Source organism: Apilactobacillus waqarii (assembly GCF_019061205.1).
Lineage (GTDB): Bacteria > Bacillota > Bacilli > Lactobacillales > Lactobacillaceae > Apilactobacillus > Apilactobacillus waqarii.
The window spans coordinates 1-23,933 of the sequence record NZ_JAHQYH010000003.1 but is presented as its reverse complement, the minus strand read 5'-3'; the positions used below and the strand labels follow the sequence as shown (position 1 = coordinate 23,933).

The following is a 23,933-nucleotide window of genomic DNA, read 5'->3' as shown; positions in this document are numbered from 1 at the left end:
TTATTATTGTATCATATGAAATTATTTATCAAAAAAGCCTAAATCGCGAAGACTCTTCTCGATGTCCGATACGGATTTATCCTTATCGATGTATTCCTTGGCCTTCTCGGGTTGTTTAGTTTGTGGCTTTGGTTCTTCCGCCTTTTGCTTTGGTGCCAGTTTTTCGGCTAAATCAGGATCAATCTTTCGAACTTCATTGTCTAACAATTGTTGAACTGTAGTGATTGCATTGTCACCATTATCAAAATTAGCATTCACAAATTTGATGGTTTTAAATTCATCTAAAATAGCGGCCAATTGTTTGATTTCATCTACATTGGTGATGACCTCACCGTTAAAGATTTGCCAGTCATGGGCTTTAGCGTACGCTAGCTTACCATCGTTTACGGTTTGTGAAATGTACAAGGAAGGTGTGATCACCTCAACTTGTTTTGAGTTTAGATTCAGTTCAACTAACTTCTTCAAACCATTGATAACTGATACCAATTGCATCTTGGAATTATTAATACCCTGCATTCCACCACTATTGGATGTTAGTTCACCATCAAAGTCGATGCAATAGGCCCAAACAGATGGACCATTTGCGGCAACGTATTGGTTTAAACCAGAAGCGTTAATATGCTTACCGTGTGCATATAGTTTAACGACTTCTTCGACACTTTTTTCTGCTGGTTTTGGTTGTTCAAATGTCGAGTGAACGATTGTCTTGTTCGGTTGATTTAATTTCATATCATCCATTTTTTCGTTCAAAAGTTTATCAACAAAATTATTTCCAGAGTTATCTGCATGACCCTTAGTCCATTTAAAGTTTAAGTGCTTAAATCGGCCTAGTAGTGCGGATAGTTGCATAAATTCATTCTTATTTTTGATGACTGTTCCATCACTTTTTTTCCAGCCACGACGACGCCATGAGTTTAGCCATCCCTTAGTGATTGAATCTAAGACGTACTTGGAGTCCAATATAGCGTCAATAGACTCGTTTTGCCATCCTTGGTCTATGATGTACTGCAAGGCGTTAACTAGCCCTAAGACTTCCATTTTATTGTTTGTAGCACCGAATTCACCATCAGAGGCATAATGTTTCTTACCATTGCGCAAAATTAAATATGCCCAGGCGGCCTTGTCGTCATCCTTGACGTGTTGGCCGAGCTTGTTTCCGTGGTTTCTAGAACCACCGTCACTGTATAGTGTGATTGATCCACTCTTGGCCATCTTAGGTGCAGCCTTCTTGGCAGGTTGACTTAACCCCATGTAGGCCTTAGCTTCTGATTGAGTCTTAAAGCTCTTATATTCGGCGCCGGGAAAACCGTTGACTTGGTTTTTACATTCGTCCCAAGTGCTATAGATACCGGGCTTTTTTCCTTTTCTTACTGCATAAAATTTACTAGCCATCTTTTTCTCCTTTTATGTACAAAAAAAGACCCAGAAAATCTGAGTCCAAAAGATTATTTAGCAGGCTTTGACTTCAAGAATTTTTGTAAGTCAGCAACTTCTTTTTGTTTCTTGTTACGCTTGTTGTTGTTGATTGGACGACGTCCTTGAACACCATTTGGATGACAAATTCTCACTAGAGACACCCCTTCCTGTTAACCATAAATTAATTAGTACCATTATAATATAAAGACGGTACCTAACGCAAATTAGAATTATTCACTCATTATTATATCGATATTGTTTACAATTTACAAGTTTGTGTTAAAATAACTTCAATTTAATAATAAGAGGTGGCAATTTTATGACAAATGATTTTCCCCAAGTTTTAACCATTGCAGGTTCAGACAGTGATGGAAGTGCAGGAATGCAAGCCGATTTACATACTTTCTTTATGCATCATACTTACGGTGCTTCCGTAATTACAGCGTGTGTTGCAGGTAACTCATTTGGTATTCATGACAGTGTCTCTATGCCAGTTTCATTCATCAACCAAGAATTCAAAGACTTAGCTGATGACTTTAAGATTTTAGCATCAAAAACAGGAATGTTAGCCGATGCTGAACTTATTCGTACAGTAGTTGAAAACTACAAGAAATACGATTTTGGTCCATTAGTTGTAGATCCTGTAATCATGACTAAGCATGGTGCTATGTTACTTGAACAAGCCGCTTACGACACTTTGAAGGAAGAATTAATTCCTTTAGCCACAGTCTTGACCCCTAATTTCTATGAAGCACAAAAGTTAGCTGACATGGAAATTAACTCAGACGAAGACACCAAGGTTGCCGCCAAAAAGCTTCGCGATTTAGGCGCTAAAAACGTTATTATTAAAGGTAAACACGTCGCTGGTGAAACAGACGTCGTTAAAGATTACGTCCTACTAGAATCCGGAGAAGACTTCTGGATTGAAGGACCTTACTACCATACAGAACATAAGAACGGTACTGGTGATTCTCTATCAGCAGCCATCACATCTGAAATTGCTAAAGGTACTTCCATCGCCGACGCTATCAGAATTGCTGACGACTATGTCGACAAGGCAATTAAGAACGAAATTTCAGTTGCTCACAAATTTGGTCCAATTAATCACTGGGCACAATAAAAAAAGAAGACTCGCATAAGCGGGTCTTTTTTATTACCATTTATCAGGACTCCACATTCTACCGTCCAATTCATCTTGGGCTTGTTGGAGTCTTTTTTGTTGTTCCTTATTAATATCTTTAATCCCATCTAGGAAGGATAATAATTTAAAACTAGTTTCATCTTTTTTTAGTTCTTCGATTTGTTGGTCCAACCATTCGTTTTGACTAGCCATTATTCATCATCCTCCTTCTTGATTAAATCAATTTCCCATTTTAATTCGTCCAATTGATCGTAATTAGATTGAAGATAATCGATTAGGATATCCATTCTAGCTTGCTTGTTCTCGTCTAAGGATTCCTTTAAATCGGTTAGTTGGTCGATGTACCATTTTTGTAAACTGGAAAAACTGTCAAAGTTATCGTTGGTCAAATAACTACGATAATCAATTAAGAGTTTTTGTTTTTGCGAATCGGTCATGTAGGCAAACTGTGAAATAACAAACGGTTTCAAGAATTTCATTTTGCCACGTTGAGCAATTGCCTGGTAAGGTTTTAACAATTCAGAGATACTAAAACTTTCCCTGCCACCAACTTGGTAGTCCTTGATTGGATCACCTAGTGTGGTGATGATGCCCATTTCCTTGCCTTTCAATGCTCCCTCTTGTTCATAAGCGATGAAGTTCTTGGTAAAGACATCGTCCTCATATTTCTTCATCAATGCAGGTGCGCTGTACCAATACATTGGAAATTGAAATAAAATGCGATCATATTGTGCTAATCTTTGTTGTTCTTGTTCTTTATCAAAAGTAAAATCTGTTTGGATATTATCTAAAATGACCCAATCCACATTTTCAATATCAGACTGACATTGTTTTAAGAATGCTTCGGTCATTGAATTATCATATTCAGGATGTGATACTAACACCAAAGTTTTCATATTAGTTCCCTCGTTTCTTTAATAACACTATTTTAAATGATTTAGCGCAAAATTTACACTATAACGAATTTACGTATATTTAAGATTAAAAGATTATAATCGTTCGTATATTTTGAAATTATTTTTTAAAAAATTTTTTGTGATTTTTTAAGAATTAAAGATATGTTAATGCTTAAAAATGCCTTTATAGCAATAGTTTATACATGATGTCTATTATTAAAAATAAATAAAATTATTATTCTGATATTAGTTGACATCCCCCCATATTTCGGGTATATTATTACCAATGTGTTACATAGTTTCGATTGTTAAGGTTACTTGTTTTATAGTTTTATGAAATGACCCCTTGATTCAGGCTTTTGATACATTAAGAATTTTAAAACGCACGATATGTGCAAGGAGGTTTCATATTATGAAACAAGGTACTGTTAAATGGTTCAACGCTGATAAAGGTTACGGTTTTATCACTACTGAAGACGGTGACGTATTCGTTCACTTTTCAGCTATCAACAAAGAAGGTTTCAAGACTCTAGAAGAAGGCGAAAAGGTTACATTGGACGTTGAAGACGGCGACCGTGGACCACAAGCTGCTAACGTTACTCCTGCATAAGGATAACCTCTTAGTTAACTTTTAGTTTAAAAAGAGATCAAAAACACCCGAGATTTTCTCGGGTGTTTTTTTATTGTCTGAAAATAAAAAACTCCCTATCAATTAAGATAGGAAGTTAGTTAATCTTGAAATGCATGTACTTAGAGACGAAGATTACCAATGATTGGATTGGTTCCTTCATTCCATCCTCAGTCCAAGTAATAATGATTTCAGTTAATCCTCCTGCAATTAATGAAACTAACATCTTGGAAGATTCTTCCCTGGTTTCCAAAACATTTTCATCAATCAAGTCGGAAATATAGTATTTTAGTCGTTCTAATAAGATCATTGATAAATCATTTTTCATAATCATTTCCATCATGTCTTGATCCTCTTTGACAAGTTCGAAGAAAATGGTAGCGATATCCGTTAAATTGTGTGACTGACTTGATGCTAAACGTTGGATGAACGTGGTAAATGAGCTATCAAATCTGTAAATAATGATATCTTTTTTATTATGAAAATTTCGATAATACGTCATTCGTGAAACATCAGCTTGTGCACAGATATCTTTCACATTAATTTCATCAAATGGCGTGGTCTTAAGTAGTTCGAACATTCCATTAACAATTTTATTCTTTGTTGCAAATTTATCTCTCATAAACTTTTGCCTCACTTCAGTATATTTATGAATATATACGAAATCGGGTTCAAATGCAAGTTAAGTCGACCTTCTTTACTTTTGATAAATTACCAAAGCATAATTTTTAACAAATAAGAATATAAGAATTATAATGTAGTTGAGCTTTAAAAATAAGGAGGAAATTTATTATGGCAATGACCGCTGAACAAAAAGTAAACGATAGAGAAAGAGTATTAGACACACCAATGAACAAGGAATTCGATTGGTCAGAAGATACTACACCTGTTCGTGATGCTTTATGGAATCACTACATGGAAGAAGATGGCAAGGACACCATGGCTACTGAAGCTAAGATGCATCCTTACCTAGACATGTCTAATGATGAAGTAGCAGCAAACGCTGAAAAGCTTCTAAAGAAGTAAGCATTTGCTATTAATTTCGACGCTTAACAAAGCTCAACTTACTTATTAATAAGCTCAACTGGTTATAACAACGCCACAAAAAAGACTTGATACTAATCAAGTCTTTTTTTAGCTTCATTTAATTGTTCATCGCTTAGGACTTCACTGGTAAATCTTTGCAATGGCGTAAATTCATGACGATCCTTGAACTTCACAGGTTCATAGTCGACGACTGCCACTAACATGTTGTTTTCAGTTAGGAACAATTGCCCGACACCTTTGAATTTACCCTTGGTATGCTTCCCGGTTCGCCAATCGTGAAGTTTAAATTCACCCTTGTCGTCCTTCTTAATTACATATTGGCCTGATTGGTCTTCATCAACCACAACACCAATATATCGATTTACCTCATATTTACCCTTCATATCAATCACCTTTCTTATACTTTACCATATTTACACTGCTATATGTGATATCATTAAGTTACTTAATTCACTTTAGGAGATGATCGTTATTCGATCTGTTAATACATTAAAAACAAGAATTATAGCATTAATCTTTGGGCTATTATTAAACGCCTTCGGAAACGCTCTTACAATTGTATCCGGCTGTGGTTCCGGTATCTGGACCGCCGCATGTGTAAACATCCATCAATTGTTTGGTGTCGACGTTGGGATTATGATTTTTACATTTGGAATCATTAATGCTTTAACCAACCAAATCTTGATTAAACACATTGATGTCTTACGTTTTGTTGAAGAAGTCATCTTCATTATCTTCTTCAGCTCATTCATTCAAATCTTTACCAACTACTTTGAATCATTAGGTTGGAATCACCTATCACTATACATCAGAGTGCCAATGGCATTGATTGGGGTTTGTTGCTTCTGCACAGCCATCTCACTATACCAACGTGCCAACATCTTCATGCATCCCAACGATGATACCACCAACATTCTACGTTTTGATTACTTAAACGGTAGTGCCATCAAGTCACAACTATTGGACTTCGCACCACCTATCACAATCATTTTAATCTGTGCGATTTTCTTACACCGTATTTACTCTGTAAGCATTGGGACTTTGTTCTCAATCGCATTTAACGGTGTATTAATTCAAACCGCTGACAAATATGTTTTCCCATCTCTAAAGCATAATGAAAACATTAATACCCAAATTCAAAAACATTTTGAAAAATAAAAAAGAAGCGTTTTTTTACGAAGCGCTTCTTTTTATATGTTTTTTCCATCTTAGAATTAGATAAATCACAATTCCCGCAATCAATCCCATCCAACTAAATACAGTAACCCATAGTAAAGCTAGTAGGATTGGTGTTGCGTGATAGTAAATTTCAAGTTTGTTATGGCCAGGCTTTGAGTTAACAATCACACTACCGATTTGGGTTTGCTTAACATTACCAATGTGCTTACCGTTTAAAATCAGCTTGGTGTCGTCATACTTAAAGATTGGTAATTGCATCGACTTATTGTCGTCAGAGTCATTATCCCATGTTAACAATAAGTGCCCATTTCGTTTGATCGTCTTTTCGACCTCACCCTTATAATTGATGATTTGATCACCATAGTTACCATATGGATGATAATCAAAGTAGTTATAGGCGGTCATCTTGTATTGCACCGGCAAGTAATCCGGCGTTGCCTTCGTTAACATCTTAAGAACGGCACCAGTGTCTTTAGATGACAAACTATTTCTGATGTCATTAGTGTCGGTCGTTTGGTAATGAAGGTTGTAATCGTTTTGAACTACCTTAGGTGAGAAGAAGTAGTGCACACCCTTTCTCACTGGTCCACCCGCATCGTAGATAATGAAGAAGGTTAAAATCAACAACGCGTAGTTCTTAAATGAGTTAATCCATTCTTTCTTTGAAGTGTCGTTAATCATGATTCCTGCACAGATTAATAGCAAGATGAATGGAATTACGACAAAACGACGTGGCATTTGAATTAGGTATGAAATACTTGGAAACTTCTTGTCTAGTGGTCCCCATGGGAATAACACAGAGGAAATCCACATGAAGAATAATCCAGTAATAAAGATAATCTTTCGAGATGAGCTAATCTTTTTAAAGTTAATCGCAAAGTAAATCGCCACAATGATAAAGCCAATTGAATAAATTGGTGGTAATACGAAGACGTTCTTACCAAACAAAGCAACCGAGTCTTCATACATATCAAGTTGTGGGGCCACCCCTAACGCGTGGTTAGTGAATGAAATTTGCATCATTCCGTACCAAACGTTTGCTGTCAAACACAATGTTAGTAAAACTGACAAGATGGCGTTACGCCACATTTTTAGTTTTTCACCACTATGAATTACACCATAGGTAAACATTGGAACCAGTGCCAATGCACCAGTCAAGCTGCTCAGCATATGAGTCTGCAACAGAATCGACATTGGAATCGCTAGTTTTAACATGTTGATTGATTTGTAATCAACCATGTCAAAACCAGCAGCTAGTAACCAAGGTAATAAGGAAGCACCCCATCCGGTGAATTGCATCCCTACAACCCATCCCATGATCAAATAAGATGACATGTAAGCAATTCCGACAAAGAGTGCATATATTTTCTTAATGTGAGTTCTCATTGCTAGGTTATACATTGTCATTCCACTAACGCATAACGTTAACAATGAAGCGACAATCTGGTACCTAACCCAATTGCCGGCAATCAAGAGAATTAAACCATTAAAATAAGCCGCTAATGGCCCATATAAAGCGTTAATAATTCTTCCTGACTGTTGGTATCCATAAATGGATATAAAGTAACTTAAATGGCCAGTTTTTAGTTGCATCGCCGCATCGTAGAATCGATTCATGTGAAAAATGGAGTCGACCCCTAAAATATATGATCCGGTCACGATTTGTGGCAACATTATTAACACAGCAACCAAGAAGATTGTCATGTATGGCCAAAATTTAATCGCTTTTTTCATCGATATTCTTCCTTAAAATATAATTTACAAGTTCAATATTAACACATAAAAAAGAAGCGAACCTTAAAATTAGGCCGCTTCTTAGTGTAATATCAGCAATTCTTTATTTATCTAACTCATTTATATATTCTTTAGACAATTCAATCATTGCCTTTTCCCAATCATTATTAACTCTATCAAATAATGCTTCTATTTCTTTCTTCTGTTCTGCATTAACTTTATTATTTAATTCGATTCCTTTTTCGGTTAATTCTAGTGTTTTGATTCTTTTATCCTTCTTAGAAGTAACTTCATTTATTAATTGTCTTTCTACTAGTTCCCTAAGATTAACATTAAATGCCTGTCTCGAAATATTTAAGAGTTTTTGAATTTTTCCGATACTTGCTATGTTCAATTCTGAAACTAGGTAAATTATTCTGTGCTGAGTTTTATTTAAATTATATTTTTTCAAATCTATCATCGATGAAAACTGTTGATATGCAAAGAATATGGTTGAAAGTTTTTCTTGACTGTTGATATAAATTTCCCCTTTTTATGTCAATCTAGTTGACATTTTATTTTTTGATCCTATAATTAATAACAATTATGTCAATCAAATTGACATAATCTAGAAAGGAAGTTTTTTAAATGACAGATAATTATAAATTATCAGATTATTTACTTGATGTTGTTAAGTATATGGGATCAGATGATATTTTTGGAGTACCTGGAGACTATAATCTTCAATTACTAGATCATATCACACACCGTCCTGATTTAAGTTGGAAAGGTAACGCTAATGAACTAAATGCCTCATACATGGCTGATGGTTATGCACGTGAAAAAGGATTTGCTACATTCATCACAACATTTGGAGTTGGTGAATTGAGTGCCATCAACGGATTATCAGGAAGCATTGCCGAACATGTTCCTGTATTAGAAATTGTCGGAGCTCCTACAAATAAGGTTCAAAATAACGGTTCTTTAGTCCACCATACTTTTGGAGACCATAATTTTGATAGATTTGAAAAAGCTCATCGTGCACTTGGTATCAAGTCAGCAAGATTAGACAGTGAAAATGCTATCAATCAAATTAACGAAGTAGCTAAGTATATTTATGAAACTAAAAATCCTGCTTACATCATTCTACCAACCAACCTAGTTGAAATGGAAGTTAATAAATCCCTACAAAATGATATTCAAAATCTATTTACTAAAGATACCATCATTTCAGATAAATCAGAAAAACAAATAGTATCAGCGATTAATAACAGTAAAAGTCCTGTTATCATCATGGGACACGAAGTAGATCGTTTTAATGTATTTGATGATATTAAGTCTTTTGCATCTAATAATAATATACCAGTTTTAGACTTAGGACTTGGTAAAGGAAATATCGATGAAAGTTTCGATAACTTCGTAGGAACTTACAACGGTCAAATTTCAGATGAAGATATCAACAAATATGTCGAAAACGCGGATACAGTAATCCTTGTTGGAGCCAGACTAACTGATTCAGTTACTGGTGGATTCACCCAACAATTCGACGAATCAAACACTATTGTTCTTAACTATGATAACGCAAGAATTTACGGCAAAGATGTCGACTCTGATTATAATTTCAAGAACATTATAAATGCTTTATCAACAACCAAATTGGAAATTTCATTAAATGCAGTTAACGGTAATAATAAAGAAATTGAATTAACCCCATCTAACAATACTTTAACACAAAGTTTTTATGATAATGCAATTCAAAATTTTGCATCAAAAAACAATACAATCGTTGCTGAACAAGGAACCTCATTCTTTGGTTTAGCAGATAAAAGAATGCCTAAGGGAGCAAAATTCTTCGGACAACCTCTATGGGGATCTATTGGATATGCATTCCCTGCTTCATTAGGTAGTCAAATTGCTAACAAGAATCGTAGAGTTGTTCTATCTACTGGTGAAGGTTCATTGCAATTAACAATTCAAGAACTAGGTTTAGCTTTCCGCGAAAAATTGAATCCTATAATGTTCGTTATTGAAAATAGCGGATACACAGTTGAAAGAGTTATCCACGGTATGACCGAACCTTATAACGATGTCCCTAAATTGAACTATGGTTTAATGCCTCAAGCTTTTGGTGCTAAAGAAGATGAATATGATTTCATTGAAGTATCAACAGAAAAAGAATTGCTTGATGCAATGGCTACAGCTAAAGAAGAAACAGATAAGTTCGTATTAATTCAAGTTAATATGGCAGTTAAGGACGTTCCTACCCAACTTGCAAAGACTGCTACAGCATTTGCTAACCAAAATAAATAAAGCCAAACAAAAAAGGTCACTTTAATTAGTGACCTTTTTTTATTTATTTTTTAGGCTTCGCTATGTTTATCAATCGTTAATTTACGATGTGACTTTTGTAAAATGAATATTGCTAAAATAACTAGAACCGCACCGACAATTTCAATAAAGCTAATTGAAATTTGGAAGAAGATAATGCTTAAAATAAAAGTAACCACAGGTTGTGTTGCGTCAACTAGACTAACAACTTCTGATGGTGCAAAATTCAAAGCATGTAGCAATAGCATGAATGGAAGAATTGTTCCGAATAGAATAATTCCACCAACTCCGAATACGATACCAGTAGTTAAATGTGGCATGTGCACCCAGATTGGTTGTTTTAAGTTAAAGATAATTCCGGCGATTAGAGTACCCCAACCTAGAATTACCATTGGTGAACTTTGTCCAACGATTGGACGTGGAAGCACAACGTATAGCGCTGCCGTTACACCAGATAAAATTCCCCAGATTAATGATGCAGGAGTAATTGAAAGTGATGAGAAATCACCCTTAGTTAGAGATAATACAACTCCTGCCAAAGCAATTACGAAAACCATGATATCAATTGGTAATGGTTTTCTGTGTTGGAATATGATTGATCCCAATAGAATAAATAATGGTGCTAAGTATTGCAAGATAGTTGATGCATTGGCGTTACCAGTTTGTACACTCATGTAGAAAGTGTATAGGTTGGCGCCTAGACCAAAGACTCCGTAAGCCACGATGCAAATGAATGATTTCCATGACTTAAAGACATTGAAAATGTGTCCTTTATAAATAATTGCAGAAATAATCAATAACACAATTCCAGAGATCATAGTTCTAGTTGATAAGAACCAGTTAGCTTCCAAATGTTCTGTTTGAGATACGAATTGTAAAATTGTACCTGAAACACCCCAAAGTGCTGAAGCTAAGAAAGCCCAGAAGATACCTTTCATGACATTAGTCTCTAAAAGGCCTGTTTCGTTTTCCATATTTTCACCCCATATAAAGCTATAATTCCAGCAGATGTAAAGTTTTCTTACTTGAAACTTATATTAAAAAGATATCACAAGTAAGAAAGCTTGAAAATAGAAAAAGACCATTTCCACGAAATAATACGTAAAAACGGTCTTTTCGATAGCTTTTTTATACAAGCTATCTAATATCTGAATCTTCCTTGTCTCTCTTTTGGTGAGATCTTTGTAGGAAGTAGATAGATACGATGATGATGATTGCACCAAGTGCTTCGATTGGTGTTGGAATCAAGTGGAATACAATCATACTTAAGATGATAGTAACCACTGGTTCTACGGCATCAACGATACTTGAAACTTCTGATGGAGCAAACTTCAAACTGTATAGAACAGCTGAGAATGCGAAGATAGTACCAACTAAGATAACTCCACCGATACCTAATACGATACCTGGTGTGATTTTAGGAGCATCAGTCCAGAATGGGTGGTATGCGTTAAAACCAATACCAGCAATCAAAGTACCCCAACCTAGAACAACGAATGGTGAGTTTTCCTTTGATAATGGCTTTGGAACTGAGTAGTATACAGCAGCTGAAACAGCTGATAGTAAACCAAAGATAACGGCAGTCAATGGAACTGATAGTTCACCGATGTGTCCGTTAGTGATGATCAAGAACACCCCTACTAAAGCTAGTAAGAATGAAATAACATCAGCCTTTAGAGGTTTCTTCTTCATAAAGATTAAACCATATAGAACAATAAAGATTGGTGCTAAGTATTGTAGGATTGTGGCAGTAGCAGCGTTACCTTCTTGAATACTTACATAGAAAGTTGACATGTTAACTGCTAAACCAAAAATTGCATAGATGAATAATCTAATGATTGATTCTTTTGACTTCCAAACATCAAAAATATGTTTACCAACGTGAATTGAACCAATAGCTAACAATAAAATACCTGCAAATAATGTACGAACTGAAATGAACCATTGAGTAGGAACTGCTTCGTTTTTAGCAACGAATTGCATGATAACTCCTGAGAAACCCCATAGGGTTGAAGCCATCGCAGACCAGAAAATACCTTTCATGACGTTTTCAGTCGTTGTATGTTGTTTTTCCATTTTTAAAACTCCCCGTTTGTTCATAATAGCAAAATTGTTATTATGATTTGTTTGAACGGCTATGTTTAATTCCATAACCGAAGTAAATACATAATCCTCCAGCAAACCAGATGATTGCTAAAATCCATGTATCAAGTGGTAGTTGTGTTAACAAGTAAATACATGCTACCGCAGATACAATTGGTAAGACTGGATATAATGGAACCTTGAATCCATCATTTTTAATGTCTTTACGTCTTCTTAGGAATAAAATCCCAATTGACATGAATGTAAAGGCAATTAATGTCCCAATATTAACTAAGCTGGCTAGCTTATCTAGTGAGAAGATACCACCCATTAGGGCGATTACAATTGTTACGAAGATAACACTGTGAATTGGAACGTTCTTCTTAGTGTCTATTTTACTCAAATTTTTGGGTAAAAGTCCATCACGACCGATGGAATAAATTAGACGTGAACTACTAAATACCATGTTTACCATCATTGTAAACATACCTGCTAGCGCACCCAATGAAATTAAAATTCCAAGTTTGTCCAAGTGAATCATTTGTAGTGCAAATGTTACTGGATCAGAAACGTTTAATTTTGTATAAGGTACAATTCCTGTAAGAACAATTGAAACTAATATGTACAAGATTGTACAAATGATTAATGTCCCAATAATTCCGATTGGCATCGTTTTTTTAGGGTTCTTTACTTCACCTGCAGAGGCTGCAATAACATCAAAACCTAGGTACGCAAAGAATACTAACGAAGCCCCTGTGAAGACCCCACTAACACCGAATGGCATAAATGGGTTCCAGTTAGTAGGCTTAACAAAGAATGCCCCGGCAACTACAAAGACAATAATGATCGCAATTTTTACTAAAACCATTATGTCGTTTAAACGTGTGGATGATTTAACACCCCTAGTTAAAATCCATGAAATCAATAACACTACTAGAATCGCAATCAGGTTAACATATGTGCCGTGATTCGGATCATAGTTAGCTGATAAGGCCTTTGGCATGTGGATTCCGAAATTAGCCAGTAATGATTGCAAGTATGCTGACCAACTTGATGCAACGGTTGCTACTGAAAGCATGTATTCAAGAATTAATCCCCATCCGATAATCCATCCAGTAATTTCTCCGAAGATAACGTTACCGAATGTGTATGCACTCCCTGCAACCGGTAATGCTGATGAAAATTCAGCATAACACATTGCACAAAGTGAACATACAACTGTCGCAATTACGAATGATAGGATGATTCCTGGTCCAGCTGTGGTAGCTGCAACCGTTCCTGGTATTACGAAAATCCCTGCACCAATAACCGCACCGATTCCCATCATGATTAAATCTTTAGTGCCGATAGTCCTTTGTAAATTTTGATCCCTATCGATAAACTTAGCCAATGATGTCTTACGATTCACCTTAGACAGAATATTCATAAAAATCCCCCTTTTTACATGAATAAATAAAAACCGCACTAGTTCTCCTAACTAGTGCGGTAAAAAAGCACTAGAAAGAATAACTGCTTACCAGTCATTTTTCTAGTGCTTCCGAAGTTTTCATAGCGAAATAATCTCTTCTACGTACTATACTAAACAACTAGTTCAGATTAAAGAAGAAATTATTATTATCTTGTTTTATTGTCAGAATACAACAAGCAGCCATGATTGAACCTCCAATTTTTATTCGTTCATTTATTTGTAATAATCTTACCGAAAATATATGAAGAATGCAAGTTTTTTATTTATCTTTATCTTTTCTTTCCTTTAATTCAGCGTTTAATGATTCCAAACGCTTATTAAGAATTAATTGGACTTGTTGATTTTTTCTCATATTATCGTTAGTTTTCTTAATTAATTCTTCAATCTCGGTGTTAGTGTATCCAGACATTTGCTTTTGCATAATGTAGGTATCTTGGTATGCACTGCTTACGATATCGTAACCACGTTTTCCTAAACTAACCAATCCGCCAGCTGCATCGTGTAGACTTGGTCTTTGACTGAAGTGATCAATATGAGTCATTAGTTCGCGACTAACAGTATTATTCCAGAAACTAATCAATGAACCAGCAAAGAATGCAGTGAAGATGGTCATAATTCCAAATGGTCCAGATACCACAATTGCAACAATCATAAAGATAATGTCTTGAGCACTTCTGACCTTTCTGTATTCAATGTGTGTTTTATTTGAAATAATTGGTGCTAATGCATCATAAGGGGATACCCCTAATTTGGTAGCCATGTAAATAGAAGTACCTAGTGTAAACACCAAAATTCCAACAATCGCATCGAAAACCATCATTGGAATGCTAATCTTACCTGGGAAAATCATTGAGTAAAAAGTACTGAAATATTCAATTTCATAACCCACAAGCACCATGTTAAAAATGGTACCTAATCCAATTTGTTTACGATCGAAAATTAAAACGATAATGAATAATACTAAGTTAGCGAATAGTTGAAATGAACCCAATGAAGTTCCTAACTTATTTGCCATCCCTGCATTCATAGCAGTAAAAGGATCAATTCCGACATGTCCTGAGCGCATAAAGGCGGCACCTAAAGCAATTAAGGTAACCCCTATTAATGACATAATGGCACGTAACAAAAAATCTAATGGTTTATTAATGACGTTTTTTGAATTATCGTATGAAATGTTTTTCATATTTATACCTTCTTATGTTTATTTTTAATTATGATTGCGCTTTCATTATAACCCTTTTATGTTTTCAAATGAAATAATTTATACTAAAAAAGAGACAATGGAAAATCCATCGTCTCTCATTCGTGTTATTTTCATCTATTCTTTATCTTCAGACTGACCATAGGTCAATTTGATTAATGCTGAGATTAGCATTGGAATGATAAATACTAGGATGATTAATCCAACAATTACCCCAATAGCAACTTGAATTAGAGTTAATACTCCTGATGGCATTAGTGCCGCAAAAGTACCACCTAAAATGATAGCTGCTGAGATAACCACCGTACCGATAACGGCACAAGCATGTTGAATTTGTTTTTCAGGTGTAGCATCAACGCTACCGAATTCACGGTATTTCATCATCAAAAAGATACTGTAATCAACACCCAATGCGATTAGCATTACGAATGTAAAGAATGGTGTGTTCCAAGTTAGGAACTTTTCACCTAATACAGCAGAACTAATTAGCTTAGTGATGCTTAGTGATGAAATGTAAGCAATGATTAAAGTACCTAAGATGTAGAATGGTTGAAGAATTGATCTGGTAATAACCATTAATGCAATCATAATTCCGATAACCATGATAACTGCAGTTCTCAAGAAGTCAGAACTTGCGATGTGGTGAGTATCAGAAGTAGTTGCAGTTTGACCACCAATTGCAACCACACTGTGATCTAGTGAGGTACCTGAGATATTGTTGTATACCTTAGTTTGTAGGTTATCAACTTGGTTCATTGCACTTTCAGAGTTAGGGTCTTTGTCTAGAACAACAGTAATCTTAGCGGTCTTCTTATCTTCTGATAGATAAGTGTTAACTGAACGCTTGAATGTGTCACTCTTTAGAACGCTTTCTGGAATATTGAATGAATCAGAAGCTTGTGAGTTTGATAGAGAACTTAGGTAAGAGTTTGCACTACCCATTCCCTTTTCGATTTTATCTAGACCAACGCCAGCCTTCTTTAGCTTAGCTTGGGTTTCTTTCAATTGAGCGGCTAATGCCTTGGCGTTGTCACCAATACCTTGGGTATTTGAAGCAATGCCTTGTAGTTGTGATTGTAAACCACTCATTAGTGTTTGTTGCTTAGTTGCGCTTTGTTGTAACAATGCACCTACAATTTGTAGTTGTGCTTGGCTTAGTGGTTGACCCACTGAAGCCATCTTTTGTTGTAATTGAGTCAATACAGCTTGACCATTGGTGTTACCAGTTTGACTACTCATTGCTTGAATATTCTTTAGGTATTGGCCAATTGTCATTGCTGAAGAACCGATATCTTCTAATGGAGTAGCGTTGAATGATGAGTTCTTAGTACCTTGTTTGATGGTGCTAATACCCTTCTTAGCTGTCTTCATCTTGGAATTTAGTGTTTCTAGTTGGTCGTTTACGTATAGTTGGTTAATTGGCATACCACTTGGTTGAGTTACAGATGCCACAGTCTTTACGCCAGATTGTTTACCCAATTGTTTGGTTAGTCGATCAATTTCATTCAAGTCTTTTTCGTTATTTAGCTTGTGGTCGGACTTAATGTAAATAGTTGAAGGTTCAGCAGTACCCTTTGAGAAGTGCTTTTGAACAGTCAATAGTCCTTGTTTAGCAGGAACATTGTTTTGTAGTTCCACACTGTTGTCGTAGTTTAGATTATTCTTGTAAGTAGCCATGAATGGAACAGTTACAACTAGTACCAAAACGATAGCTGGAATTGCCCACTTGGTTGACTTGTTTGATAAGAAGCTCCATAGCTTGTTTTCTCCTTCACCATCAAAGTTCTTTGAAGGCCAGAAGATGTTCTTACCTAGAACTGACATGAAGAATGGGTTCAATGTTACCAATACAAGTAGTAATACGGCAACACCAACAGCTACACCAACGGCTGATTGGTAAATTGAGAACTTAGCTAGTGCTAATGTTGCAAAACCAATCAATACTGATGTACCTGAGTATAGGATTGTCTTTCCGGCAACTTTTCTTGCGTCGATAGTTGCCTGAATTTGATCCTTACCCCTACTCAATTCTTCCTTAAATTGGTTGTATAACAAGATGTTGTAATCAGTACCAATACCGAATAGTACAACCACCATGAATACACGAGTGAAGTTTGAAAGTGGGAAACCGAAGTATTGAACAAGGTTCATAACAATGCTCAATGAAACGATGAATGAGACACCCACAGTCAATAGTGATACTAATGGCACGATTGGTGATCTAAAGACAATAATCAATACGATTAAGATAAATACTGCGGCGATAATCTCAGTCTTTTGAATTCCTTCTTGTGTAGAAACTCTAAAGTCATCGTTTAGGATATCCCCACCAGTAACGTAAGTCTTAATTCCAGAGGTCTTAACAGCATCCTTAAGTTGGTTGTTAACACTTTGTATTGAACGTTTCTTAGTTACGTTTAATTGCACAATTTCAGTGGTGTTATCCTTTGAAACTAATTGCTTCTTAGTTGCGTCGTTATCAAATGGAGCGGTTACACCCTTGATACCGTACTTGGACTTGTTGTCCTTTAATTTTTGAATTGTAGCATCGATTTTCTTTTGGTCACTTGAAGTGATTTTACTATTACCGTTGTTGAAAACAACAACTGTATCCATGGTATTACTAATACCGTGACCCCAATGCTTTTGAATGGTTTCGGCGACTTGGCTTTGAGAAGTAGCTGGAATCTTAGTTTGGCCCTTTTGTGCTACTAAGTTAGACATGTTTGGTAAAAAGACTACACTTAGGATTACTACAACCAACCATGCAATCAAGCTACCAGTATACTTCTTAATAAACTTTGGCATTTGAATTCTCCCCCTTATTTTTTAATATTAATTAAATCTTGAGGCGCAGTTCTTTGCGTCGTCTTAATGATTTCAGCGATTTGACTAGGAGACTCTGGATATTCTTTGCTCATCCAATAAACAACAATACTCATCAACCTATCCAAAATTATTTCCATCACATAATCTTTTGGAATTCCTGGATGGAATTCAATTTCAGAAGGTGCTGCATGAAATGATTCAACAATCACTTCTTTAAACATCTTCTTAATCTTGCCGATTAGATATGGATCACCATCCGGGCATAGTAAGGCGGACAATAATTTGGAATTTTGGTAAAAGTAATCAAGTGTCTTGATTACTAATTCTGATGGAGCACTTTCACTATTCTCAGAAAATGTTTTTAATTCTTCTGGAACAATCGCGTTTAAAATATCTTGAATCTCATTCAATAAACGTGTTTCTGTTTTGGACAATAAATCAAACTTGTCTAAATAATGAATGTAAAACGTACCGCGACCAATTCCAGCTGTTCTAGTTAAGTCAGTAACACTCAAATTATTGAATCCCTTTGTATGAATTAATTCAATTAGGGCATCAGTAATCTGGGACTTGGTCTGGATTGTTCTACGATCTTGTTTAACCATACCTACGTCTCCCCTCAAAAATCACTTTATCTAATAATTCAATTACATTATAAAAACAACGTGCTGAGAAAGTCAACACGTTGTTCATTATCTTTTTTTATTTTTATTCGTTTTTATTTCCAAAAGCTAGGATAAATACCGTACTTAGCACCAAAATTCCTCCAATAACTTCTGCGCCATTAAATGATGTATTAAGGAAAATTACGGCACCGATGGTAGCTGATAATGGTTCAAATGTATCAAGCATCCCTGCAACCGTAGGTGAAATGAATTTCAAACTATTGATGAAACAAATAAATGACATCATTGTTCCAAAGAATACAATAAAACCGACACCTAATACGGTTCCTAAGGTTAACTTAGGAACGTCCACCCAGAAAGGATGAACGATGGTAAAGATGATTCCACCGACTAGCATTGCCCACCCGACTACGACTAATGTTGAAAAACGTTTCAATAGGTTTACCGGTAGCATGGTTTGAATTGCTCCCGCTAACGCTAACAATAGTCCTGCAGTTAATGCAGGTGTTGAGATGGCCAATTGAGTCAAGTGTCCCTTTGTTACCAATAACCATGTTCCGATTAAGGCAACTAATACGGCGAATGCTTCGTACTTATTTGGCAATTGATGGTAAAAAATGGCGGTAAAGATAACAATCAATACCGTTCCCAAACTTTGTAGAACTGTCGCCGTTCCGGCGTTACTTAAGTTAACTGTCACTAGGTACAAATATTGCACAGCAGCTAAACCAAATACGGCATAGACAGCAAACACACCCAGATTCTTTGGCTTCTTCCAAAGATCCATTACTGGTTCTTTTTTAATGAAGTTAGTGAATAGTAGAATCACAATCCCTGAAATTCCCATCTTAATTCCCATTAACCATTCCGGTGATAGGTTATTATCTTGGAATAAAAATTGTGATACTGGACCTTGAATCCCCCAAAGAATTGCCCCAGTCACGGCTAGAATTCCACCGATTAATCTTTTTTGCGCTTGTGTCTTATTTTCCAATCCAATTCTCCATTTCTCTTGTTATTTAATACTATTATAGGACAAAAGAAAAAGCGTTGTCATTAAAGACAACGCTTTTTTCTGAATAGTTAGTATAACTAGTCTTTGTAGTTAGCAGGAGAATCGTCCCACTTATCTACAGTATCTGTCATTTTACCGGTAGTGTGCCATTCAAAATCAGGGTACCATAAACTACGCTTTTGCTTGTCGATACCTTCGATGGTCTTCATGTCATCTTCTGATAACTTGAAGTCAAAGATATCTGAGTTTTGAATAATTCTTTCTTCATGTGATGACTTAGGAATGGTTACAACACCTTTTTGCCAGTCCCAACGAAGAATTACTTGAGCGACTGACTTGTTGTACTTGTCAGCAATCTTCTTGATTTCTTCATTAGATAAGGCTTCCCCACCACCAAGTGGTGACCATGCTTCTAGTTGAATACCAGCATGGTTATTGAATTCTAAAATATCCTTTTCTTGGTTAACTGGATTGAATTCCATTTGGTTAACGGCAGGAACAATATCACTGTGATCTAGTAGGTTTTGTAATCTTTCGTTATCGAAGTTTGAAATACCGATAGCTCTAATCTTACCTTGGCGGTATAGTTCTTCCATTGCCTTCCAAGTATCAATGTACTTTCCATCAACTGGCCAGTGCATTAAGTATAGGTCAATGTAAGTTAAGTCTAGACGTTTTAGTGTACCATTTAAGGCATTGATTGTACTTTCATAACCTTGATCACCGTTGAATAACTTAGTTGTAATAAATAAATCTTTACGGTTTTGTCCGGTTGCAGCCAAACCTTCTTTAATTCCTTCACCAACACCAGTTTCGTTACCATATTGCTTTGCAGTATCAATTAAATGGTAACCCTTGATGATTGATTCTTTAACTGATTCTTTAGCACTTGTATTATCTGTCTTCCAAACACCTAATCCAAGACGTGGCATTTCAACGCCATTGTTTAGAGTGGTTGTTTCTTCAAGTCCTTCTAATCTGTTCATAGAAAATTCAGCCTCCTATTTCTTAAGTTCAATCTCATGGTAAAACTCATATGATTTATTTTCAAGAAAAAAGATGTGATTATAATCAAATATAATTAAATATTAATCTTCGTAACCGTGTGGGTGCTTTTGAGTCCAAGTCCATGCACTAGCGATAATATCTTCAACATTGTCATGTTGAGGCTTCCAACCTAGTACTTCACGGGCCTTAGTTGAGTCAGCAACTAGTGTACTTGGGTCACCAGCTCTTCTTGGTGCATCTTCGGCAGGAATTTCCTTGCCTGTCACCTTACGAGCGGTTTCTAGCATTTCTCTGTTTGAGAAACCAGTTGATGAACCTAGGTTAAATGCTTCTGATTCTCCACCCTTCATCAATCTGTCTAGGGCTAGAATATGAGCATCTGCTAAATCGACAACGTGGACGTAGTCACGGACGTTAGTACCATCTTTGGTTGGGTAGTCAGTACCAAAGATTTGTAGCTTATCACGAGTTCCTTGAGCAACTTGTAGAATGATTGGGATTAAGTGAGTTTCTGGACCATGGTCTTCACCAATTGATCCGTCCATCTTGGCACCACCAACGTTGAAGTAACGTAGTGCAGTGTACTTGATGCCATAGGCAACGTCAGCCCACTTCATCATCTTTTCCATCATTAGCTTACTTTCACCATAAGGATTGGTAGGTACTTGAGAATCAGTTTCCTTAACGGGAATGCTTTCAGGTTCTCCATAAGTAGCGGCGGTAGAAGAGAAGATAATGTTGTTAACGTTGTGTCTTTGCATTGCTTCTAGCAGAGTAATCATCCCACCAGTATTGTTATCAAAGTACTTCAATGGATTTTCCATTGATTCTGGAACGATTGAGTTAGCAGCAAAGTGGATAATTCCATCAATCTTTTCATTGTTAAAGATTTTGTCTAGGAAGTCAGCATCTCTGATGTCTCCTTCGTAAAACTTTGCGTTTTTGTTGACACTAGCTAAGTGTCCAGTTGCTAGGTTATCTGCAACGACAACATCGTAACCCTTTTCAATTAAACGATCTACGGTGTGAGAACCGATGTAGCCGGCTCCACCTGGTACTAAAATTGCCATATAAGAATGCTCCTTTTAAATTACTTATATTATCATTATCAAACAGGAACCTTAAAAATTCAATAAATTCCAGAAAAAAAGACGCGGTATTATACCGCGTCTTTTAATTGTTTTATTAGTCGTTTTCGTACTTCTTGAATACAAGAACTGCGTTGTGACCACCAAAACCAAATGAGTTTGAAATTTCGTAGTTAACTGGTGACTTTTTGTTGTCTTCGTTTACTAGTTCTACTTCAACTTCTGGATCGATGTTCTTAACACCGTAGTTAACTGGCATTTGTTGACGTTGTAATGCACCAACCATGATAACGGCTTCTAGTGAACCGGCAGCACCTAGAGCATGACCAGTCATACCCTTTGTACTACTTACCTTGATGTGGTCGTTGTCAGCAAATACTTTCTTGATAGCTTGTGATTCAGCTGAATCGTTAGCATGAGTACTTGTTCCGTGAGCGTTAACGTAGTCAACGTCCTTAGGATCAACGTTAGCATCCTTAAGAGCTAACTTCATAGCATCAACAGCACCTGAACCATCAGGTCTTGGAGCAGTTAAGTGGTAAGCATCTGAGTTAGTACCGTAACCAACAACTTCGGCTAAGATGTTAGCACCACGAGCCTTGGCATGTTCTAGTTCTTCAAGAACTAAAGTACCGGCACCTTCACCCATAACGAATCCATTTCTATCCTTATCGAATGGAATTGAACCACCTTCAACTGTTTCTGAAGTTGAAAGAGCTGATAGAGCAGCGAAACCTGCAATACCTAATTCGTTAACTGAGGCTTCTGAACCACCAGTAATCATCATTTTGGCTTTACCAAAACGAATGTAGTCAAATGCATCACCGATAGCGTTAGTACCTGATGAACAAGCAGTAACGATAGCTTGAGAAGTGTTTCTAGCATTTAAGTTAATTGAAATGTTACCAGCAGCCATGTTAATGATTGAGTTAGGAACGAAGAATGGAGATACACGACCTGGACCCTTCTTTGACATCTTAATAGCTTGTTCTTGGATAGTTGTTAAACCACCAATACCTGAACCATAGATAACACCTAATTCATCTGGATCAAATTCGCCTTCTTTTAGGCCAGCTTGTTCCATAGCTTCGTAAGCTGAGTATAAAGCGTAACGTGAGAAGTCATCCATACGTTTTGAAATCTTCTTGTCGATACGTTTTAGTGGATCAAAATCTTTAACTTCAGCAGCTAGAGTAACACCAGTTTCTGAAGCATCAAACTTTGAAATTGGAGCAATACCTGTCTTTGAAGCAAAAATATTGTCTAAGAATGTGTTAGCGTCGTTACCCAATGGACTAACGGCACCAATACCTGTAATTACAACACGCTTTTCCATAAGAGTTATCCTCCTTATTTACGTTTTACGTCTGGAACAATAAATGTTAGTTGAGCTGAACAAGCCTTCTTGTCGCCAACGTAAGCAGTACAGTCAACTTGTCCCATGTTCTTCTTTTGTTTACCCATAGTAACTTCGAAACGTACAACGTCTCCAGGTTTAACCATCTTTCTGAACTTAGCACCCTTAATTTCACCAAGGTAAGCAGTCTTATCCTTGTATTGTTCACTCTTCAAAATAAGGATTGAAGCAGTTTGAGCCATAGTTTCGATGATTAAAACACCAGGCATAACTGGGTTTCCAGGGAAGTGACCTTGGAAATAGTTTTCGTTGATAGTAACGTTCTTGGTAGCAACTACCTTTTCACCAGGGATTAATTCATCAACCTTATCGATGTATAGAATTGGGTATCTGTTTGGAATTAAATCCATAATTTCTGTTGTATTTAAAACACTCACAATAAGCACTCCTCATATATAATTCAAAATTTTAACAATTAAACGTCTTTTATTAATCTAATTTATGATCCTAATCCAATAGGATTATTGATTACCTCTTCATCTAGTTTTGATATCTAGATGAACTAATCAACATAAATAAGTTTAACAATTACCATACTAAGTTACAACGCACAAGACTCTTTTTATTACTTAAAATAAATAAAACGTTGTTATAGCGGCATTCTACGTATATTACCTTATGTGACACATGGTTGAATGTATATCTATTTTGCCGTTTTTTCATTAGAGATTATCTAATTTTCATGATTTGATTCGTTTAATGTTTGAACATCCCATTACCCCGGAAAATCATTTAACAGCAGATATTAATCGTCATATGTAGCAAGGGTTCCAACGTAACCATCAGCTACCTCAATATCGGTTAATTTAATTTTACGATCTAATCGTTTAGCAGATTTTTTGGTATCAACA

The 23,933-nt window shown here is 36.1% G+C and carries 24 protein-coding genes; 5 read left to right on the top strand and 19 right to left on the bottom strand.

Features of this window, described 5'->3' with window-relative positions; genetic code table 11:
- Positions 1-21 precede the first annotated feature (21 nt).
- Together KTJ72_RS07170 and KTJ72_RS07150 are read right to left on the bottom strand one after the other, a co-directional pair.
- Positions 22-1,392 (bottom strand): ribonuclease H1 domain-containing protein, encoded by a 1,371-nt coding sequence (locus KTJ72_RS07170; protein WP_217304077.1) that lies wholly within the window; start codon positions 1,390-1,392, stop codon positions 22-24.
- Positions 1,393-1,445: 53 nt separating this feature from the next.
- Positions 1,446-1,568: a hypothetical protein gene (locus KTJ72_RS07150; protein ID WP_257719910.1), complete on the bottom strand. Its 123-nt coding sequence runs from the start codon at positions 1,566-1,568 to the stop codon at positions 1,446-1,448.
- Positions 1,569-1,735: 167 nt separating this feature from the next.
- On the opposite strand from KTJ72_RS07150, the gene thiD reads away from it, so the two are divergent.
- Positions 1,736-2,536 carry a bifunctional hydroxymethylpyrimidine kinase/phosphomethylpyrimidine kinase gene (thiD, locus tag KTJ72_RS02595; protein ID WP_041153051.1) on the top strand — a complete coding sequence of 267 codons (801 nt, stop codon included), beginning with the start codon at positions 1,736-1,738 and terminating at the stop codon, positions 2,534-2,536.
- Between the two features lie 33 nt (positions 2,537-2,569).
- On the opposite strand, the gene KTJ72_RS02590 is transcribed toward thiD, so the two are convergent.
- Both KTJ72_RS02590 and KTJ72_RS02585 read right to left on the bottom strand, forming a co-directional pair.
- Positions 2,570-2,749, bottom strand: coding sequence for a hypothetical protein (locus KTJ72_RS02590; RefSeq protein WP_034530555.1), 180 nt, complete (start codon positions 2,747-2,749; stop codon positions 2,570-2,572).
- Entirely contained in the window at positions 2,749-3,453 is a 705-nt protein-coding gene (locus tag KTJ72_RS02585) for an NAD(P)H-dependent oxidoreductase (RefSeq protein ID WP_041153052.1), read from the bottom strand. The genes KTJ72_RS02590 and KTJ72_RS02585 overlap by 1 nt, the downstream gene beginning before the upstream one ends.
- A 412-nt stretch (positions 3,454-3,865) precedes the next feature.
- Between KTJ72_RS02585 and KTJ72_RS02580 the strand changes: the two genes are divergently transcribed.
- The gene (locus KTJ72_RS02580) at positions 3,866-4,063 is read left to right on the top strand and encodes a cold-shock protein (RefSeq protein ID WP_034530568.1); all 198 of its coding nucleotides are present in this window, start codon (positions 3,866-3,868) and stop codon (positions 4,061-4,063) included.
- Positions 4,064-4,178: 115 nt separating this feature from the next.
- On the opposite strand, the gene KTJ72_RS02575 is transcribed toward KTJ72_RS02580, so the two are convergent.
- A complete protein-coding gene (locus KTJ72_RS02575; protein ID WP_034530570.1) occupies positions 4,179-4,703 on the bottom strand; it encodes a TetR/AcrR family transcriptional regulator in 525 nt (174 codons plus the stop codon).
- Between the two features lie 170 nt (positions 4,704-4,873).
- On the opposite strand from KTJ72_RS02575, the gene KTJ72_RS02570 reads away from it, so the two are divergent.
- The gene (locus KTJ72_RS02570; RefSeq protein WP_371416561.1) at positions 4,874-5,107 is read left to right on the top strand and encodes a P8 family protein; all 234 of its coding nucleotides are present in this window, start codon (positions 4,874-4,876) and stop codon (positions 5,105-5,107) included.
- 92 nt (positions 5,108-5,199) lie between these two features.
- On the opposite strand, the gene KTJ72_RS02565 is transcribed toward KTJ72_RS02570, so the two are convergent.
- On the bottom strand, positions 5,200-5,511 hold the full coding sequence (locus tag KTJ72_RS02565) for a DUF7671 family protein (protein WP_053792037.1): 312 nt from the start codon (positions 5,509-5,511) through the stop codon (positions 5,200-5,202).
- 79 nt (positions 5,512-5,590) lie between these two features.
- Here KTJ72_RS02565 and KTJ72_RS02560 point away from each other — a divergent pair, with 79 nt between their 5' ends.
- The gene (locus tag KTJ72_RS02560; protein WP_225349265.1) at positions 5,591-6,286 is read left to right on the top strand and encodes a DUF6198 family protein; all 696 of its coding nucleotides are present in this window, start codon (positions 5,591-5,593) and stop codon (positions 6,284-6,286) included.
- A gap of 15 nt (positions 6,287-6,301) precedes the next feature.
- Here KTJ72_RS02560 and KTJ72_RS02555 read toward each other — a convergent pair whose 3' ends face one another.
- Together KTJ72_RS02555 and KTJ72_RS02550 are read right to left on the bottom strand one after the other, a co-directional pair.
- Entirely contained in the window at positions 6,302-8,041 is a 1,740-nt protein-coding gene (locus KTJ72_RS02555) for a glycosyltransferase family protein (protein WP_217304076.1), read from the bottom strand.
- A gap of 103 nt (positions 8,042-8,144) precedes the next feature.
- Entirely contained in the window at positions 8,145-8,501 is a 357-nt protein-coding gene (locus tag KTJ72_RS02550; RefSeq protein WP_057198375.1) for a MarR family transcriptional regulator, read from the bottom strand.
- Positions 8,502-8,668: 167 nt separating this feature from the next.
- Here KTJ72_RS02550 and KTJ72_RS02545 point away from each other — a divergent pair, with 167 nt between their 5' ends.
- Positions 8,669-10,330, top strand: a complete 1,662-nt coding sequence (locus tag KTJ72_RS02545) for an alpha-keto acid decarboxylase family protein (protein WP_217304075.1) — start codon at positions 8,669-8,671, stop codon at positions 10,328-10,330.
- 50 nt (positions 10,331-10,380) lie between these two features.
- Here the strand turns inward: KTJ72_RS02545 and KTJ72_RS02540 are convergent, their stop codons facing one another.
- The 11 genes from KTJ72_RS02540 to fabZ all read right to left on the bottom strand — a co-directional run bounded on the left by KTJ72_RS02540 (position 10,381) and on the right by fabZ (position 23,459).
- Positions 10,381-11,322, bottom strand: a complete 942-nt coding sequence (locus KTJ72_RS02540) for a DMT family transporter (RefSeq protein WP_094751074.1) — start codon at positions 11,320-11,322, stop codon at positions 10,381-10,383.
- 163 nt (positions 11,323-11,485) lie between these two features.
- Positions 11,486-12,424, bottom strand: a complete 939-nt coding sequence (locus tag KTJ72_RS02535) for a DMT family transporter (protein WP_217304074.1) — start codon at positions 12,422-12,424, stop codon at positions 11,486-11,488.
- A 40-nt stretch (positions 12,425-12,464) separates the two neighbouring features.
- On the bottom strand, positions 12,465-13,856 hold the full coding sequence (locus tag KTJ72_RS02530) for an amino acid permease (RefSeq protein ID WP_041153057.1): 1,392 nt from the start codon (positions 13,854-13,856) through the stop codon (positions 12,465-12,467).
- A gap of 301 nt (positions 13,857-14,157) precedes the next feature.
- Complete coding sequence (locus tag KTJ72_RS02525; protein WP_053796889.1) at positions 14,158-15,081, bottom strand: YczE/YyaS/YitT family protein; 924 nt, start codon at positions 15,079-15,081, stop codon at positions 14,158-14,160.
- A gap of 135 nt (positions 15,082-15,216) precedes the next feature.
- Positions 15,217-17,907: an MMPL family transporter gene (locus tag KTJ72_RS02520; protein ID WP_217304073.1), complete on the bottom strand. Its 2,691-nt coding sequence runs from the start codon at positions 17,905-17,907 to the stop codon at positions 15,217-15,219.
- 14 nt (positions 17,908-17,921) lie between these two features.
- Positions 17,922-18,533: a TetR/AcrR family transcriptional regulator gene (locus tag KTJ72_RS02515; RefSeq protein WP_057198386.1), complete on the bottom strand. Its 612-nt coding sequence runs from the start codon at positions 18,531-18,533 to the stop codon at positions 17,922-17,924.
- Between the two features lie 103 nt (positions 18,534-18,636).
- The gene (locus KTJ72_RS02510; RefSeq protein WP_217304072.1) at positions 18,637-19,548 is read right to left on the bottom strand and encodes a DMT family transporter; all 912 of its coding nucleotides are present in this window, start codon (positions 19,546-19,548) and stop codon (positions 18,637-18,639) included.
- 98 nt (positions 19,549-19,646) lie between these two features.
- Positions 19,647-20,555 (bottom strand): aldo/keto reductase, encoded by a 909-nt coding sequence (locus tag KTJ72_RS02505; protein ID WP_053792963.1) that lies wholly within the window; start codon positions 20,553-20,555, stop codon positions 19,647-19,649.
- 102 nt (positions 20,556-20,657) lie between these two features.
- Positions 20,658-21,647 carry a UDP-glucose 4-epimerase GalE gene (galE, locus tag KTJ72_RS02500; protein WP_041153062.1) on the bottom strand — a complete coding sequence of 330 codons (990 nt, stop codon included), beginning with the start codon at positions 21,645-21,647 and terminating at the stop codon, positions 20,658-20,660.
- A 115-nt stretch (positions 21,648-21,762) separates the two neighbouring features.
- A complete protein-coding gene (gene fabF, locus KTJ72_RS02495; protein WP_053792048.1) occupies positions 21,763-23,001 on the bottom strand; it encodes a beta-ketoacyl-ACP synthase II in 1,239 nt (412 codons plus the stop codon).
- Positions 23,002-23,015: 14 nt separating this feature from the next.
- Positions 23,016-23,459, bottom strand: coding sequence for a 3-hydroxyacyl-ACP dehydratase FabZ (fabZ, locus tag KTJ72_RS02490; protein WP_034532426.1), 444 nt, complete (start codon positions 23,457-23,459; stop codon positions 23,016-23,018).
- Positions 23,460-23,933: the final 474 nt, after the last annotated feature.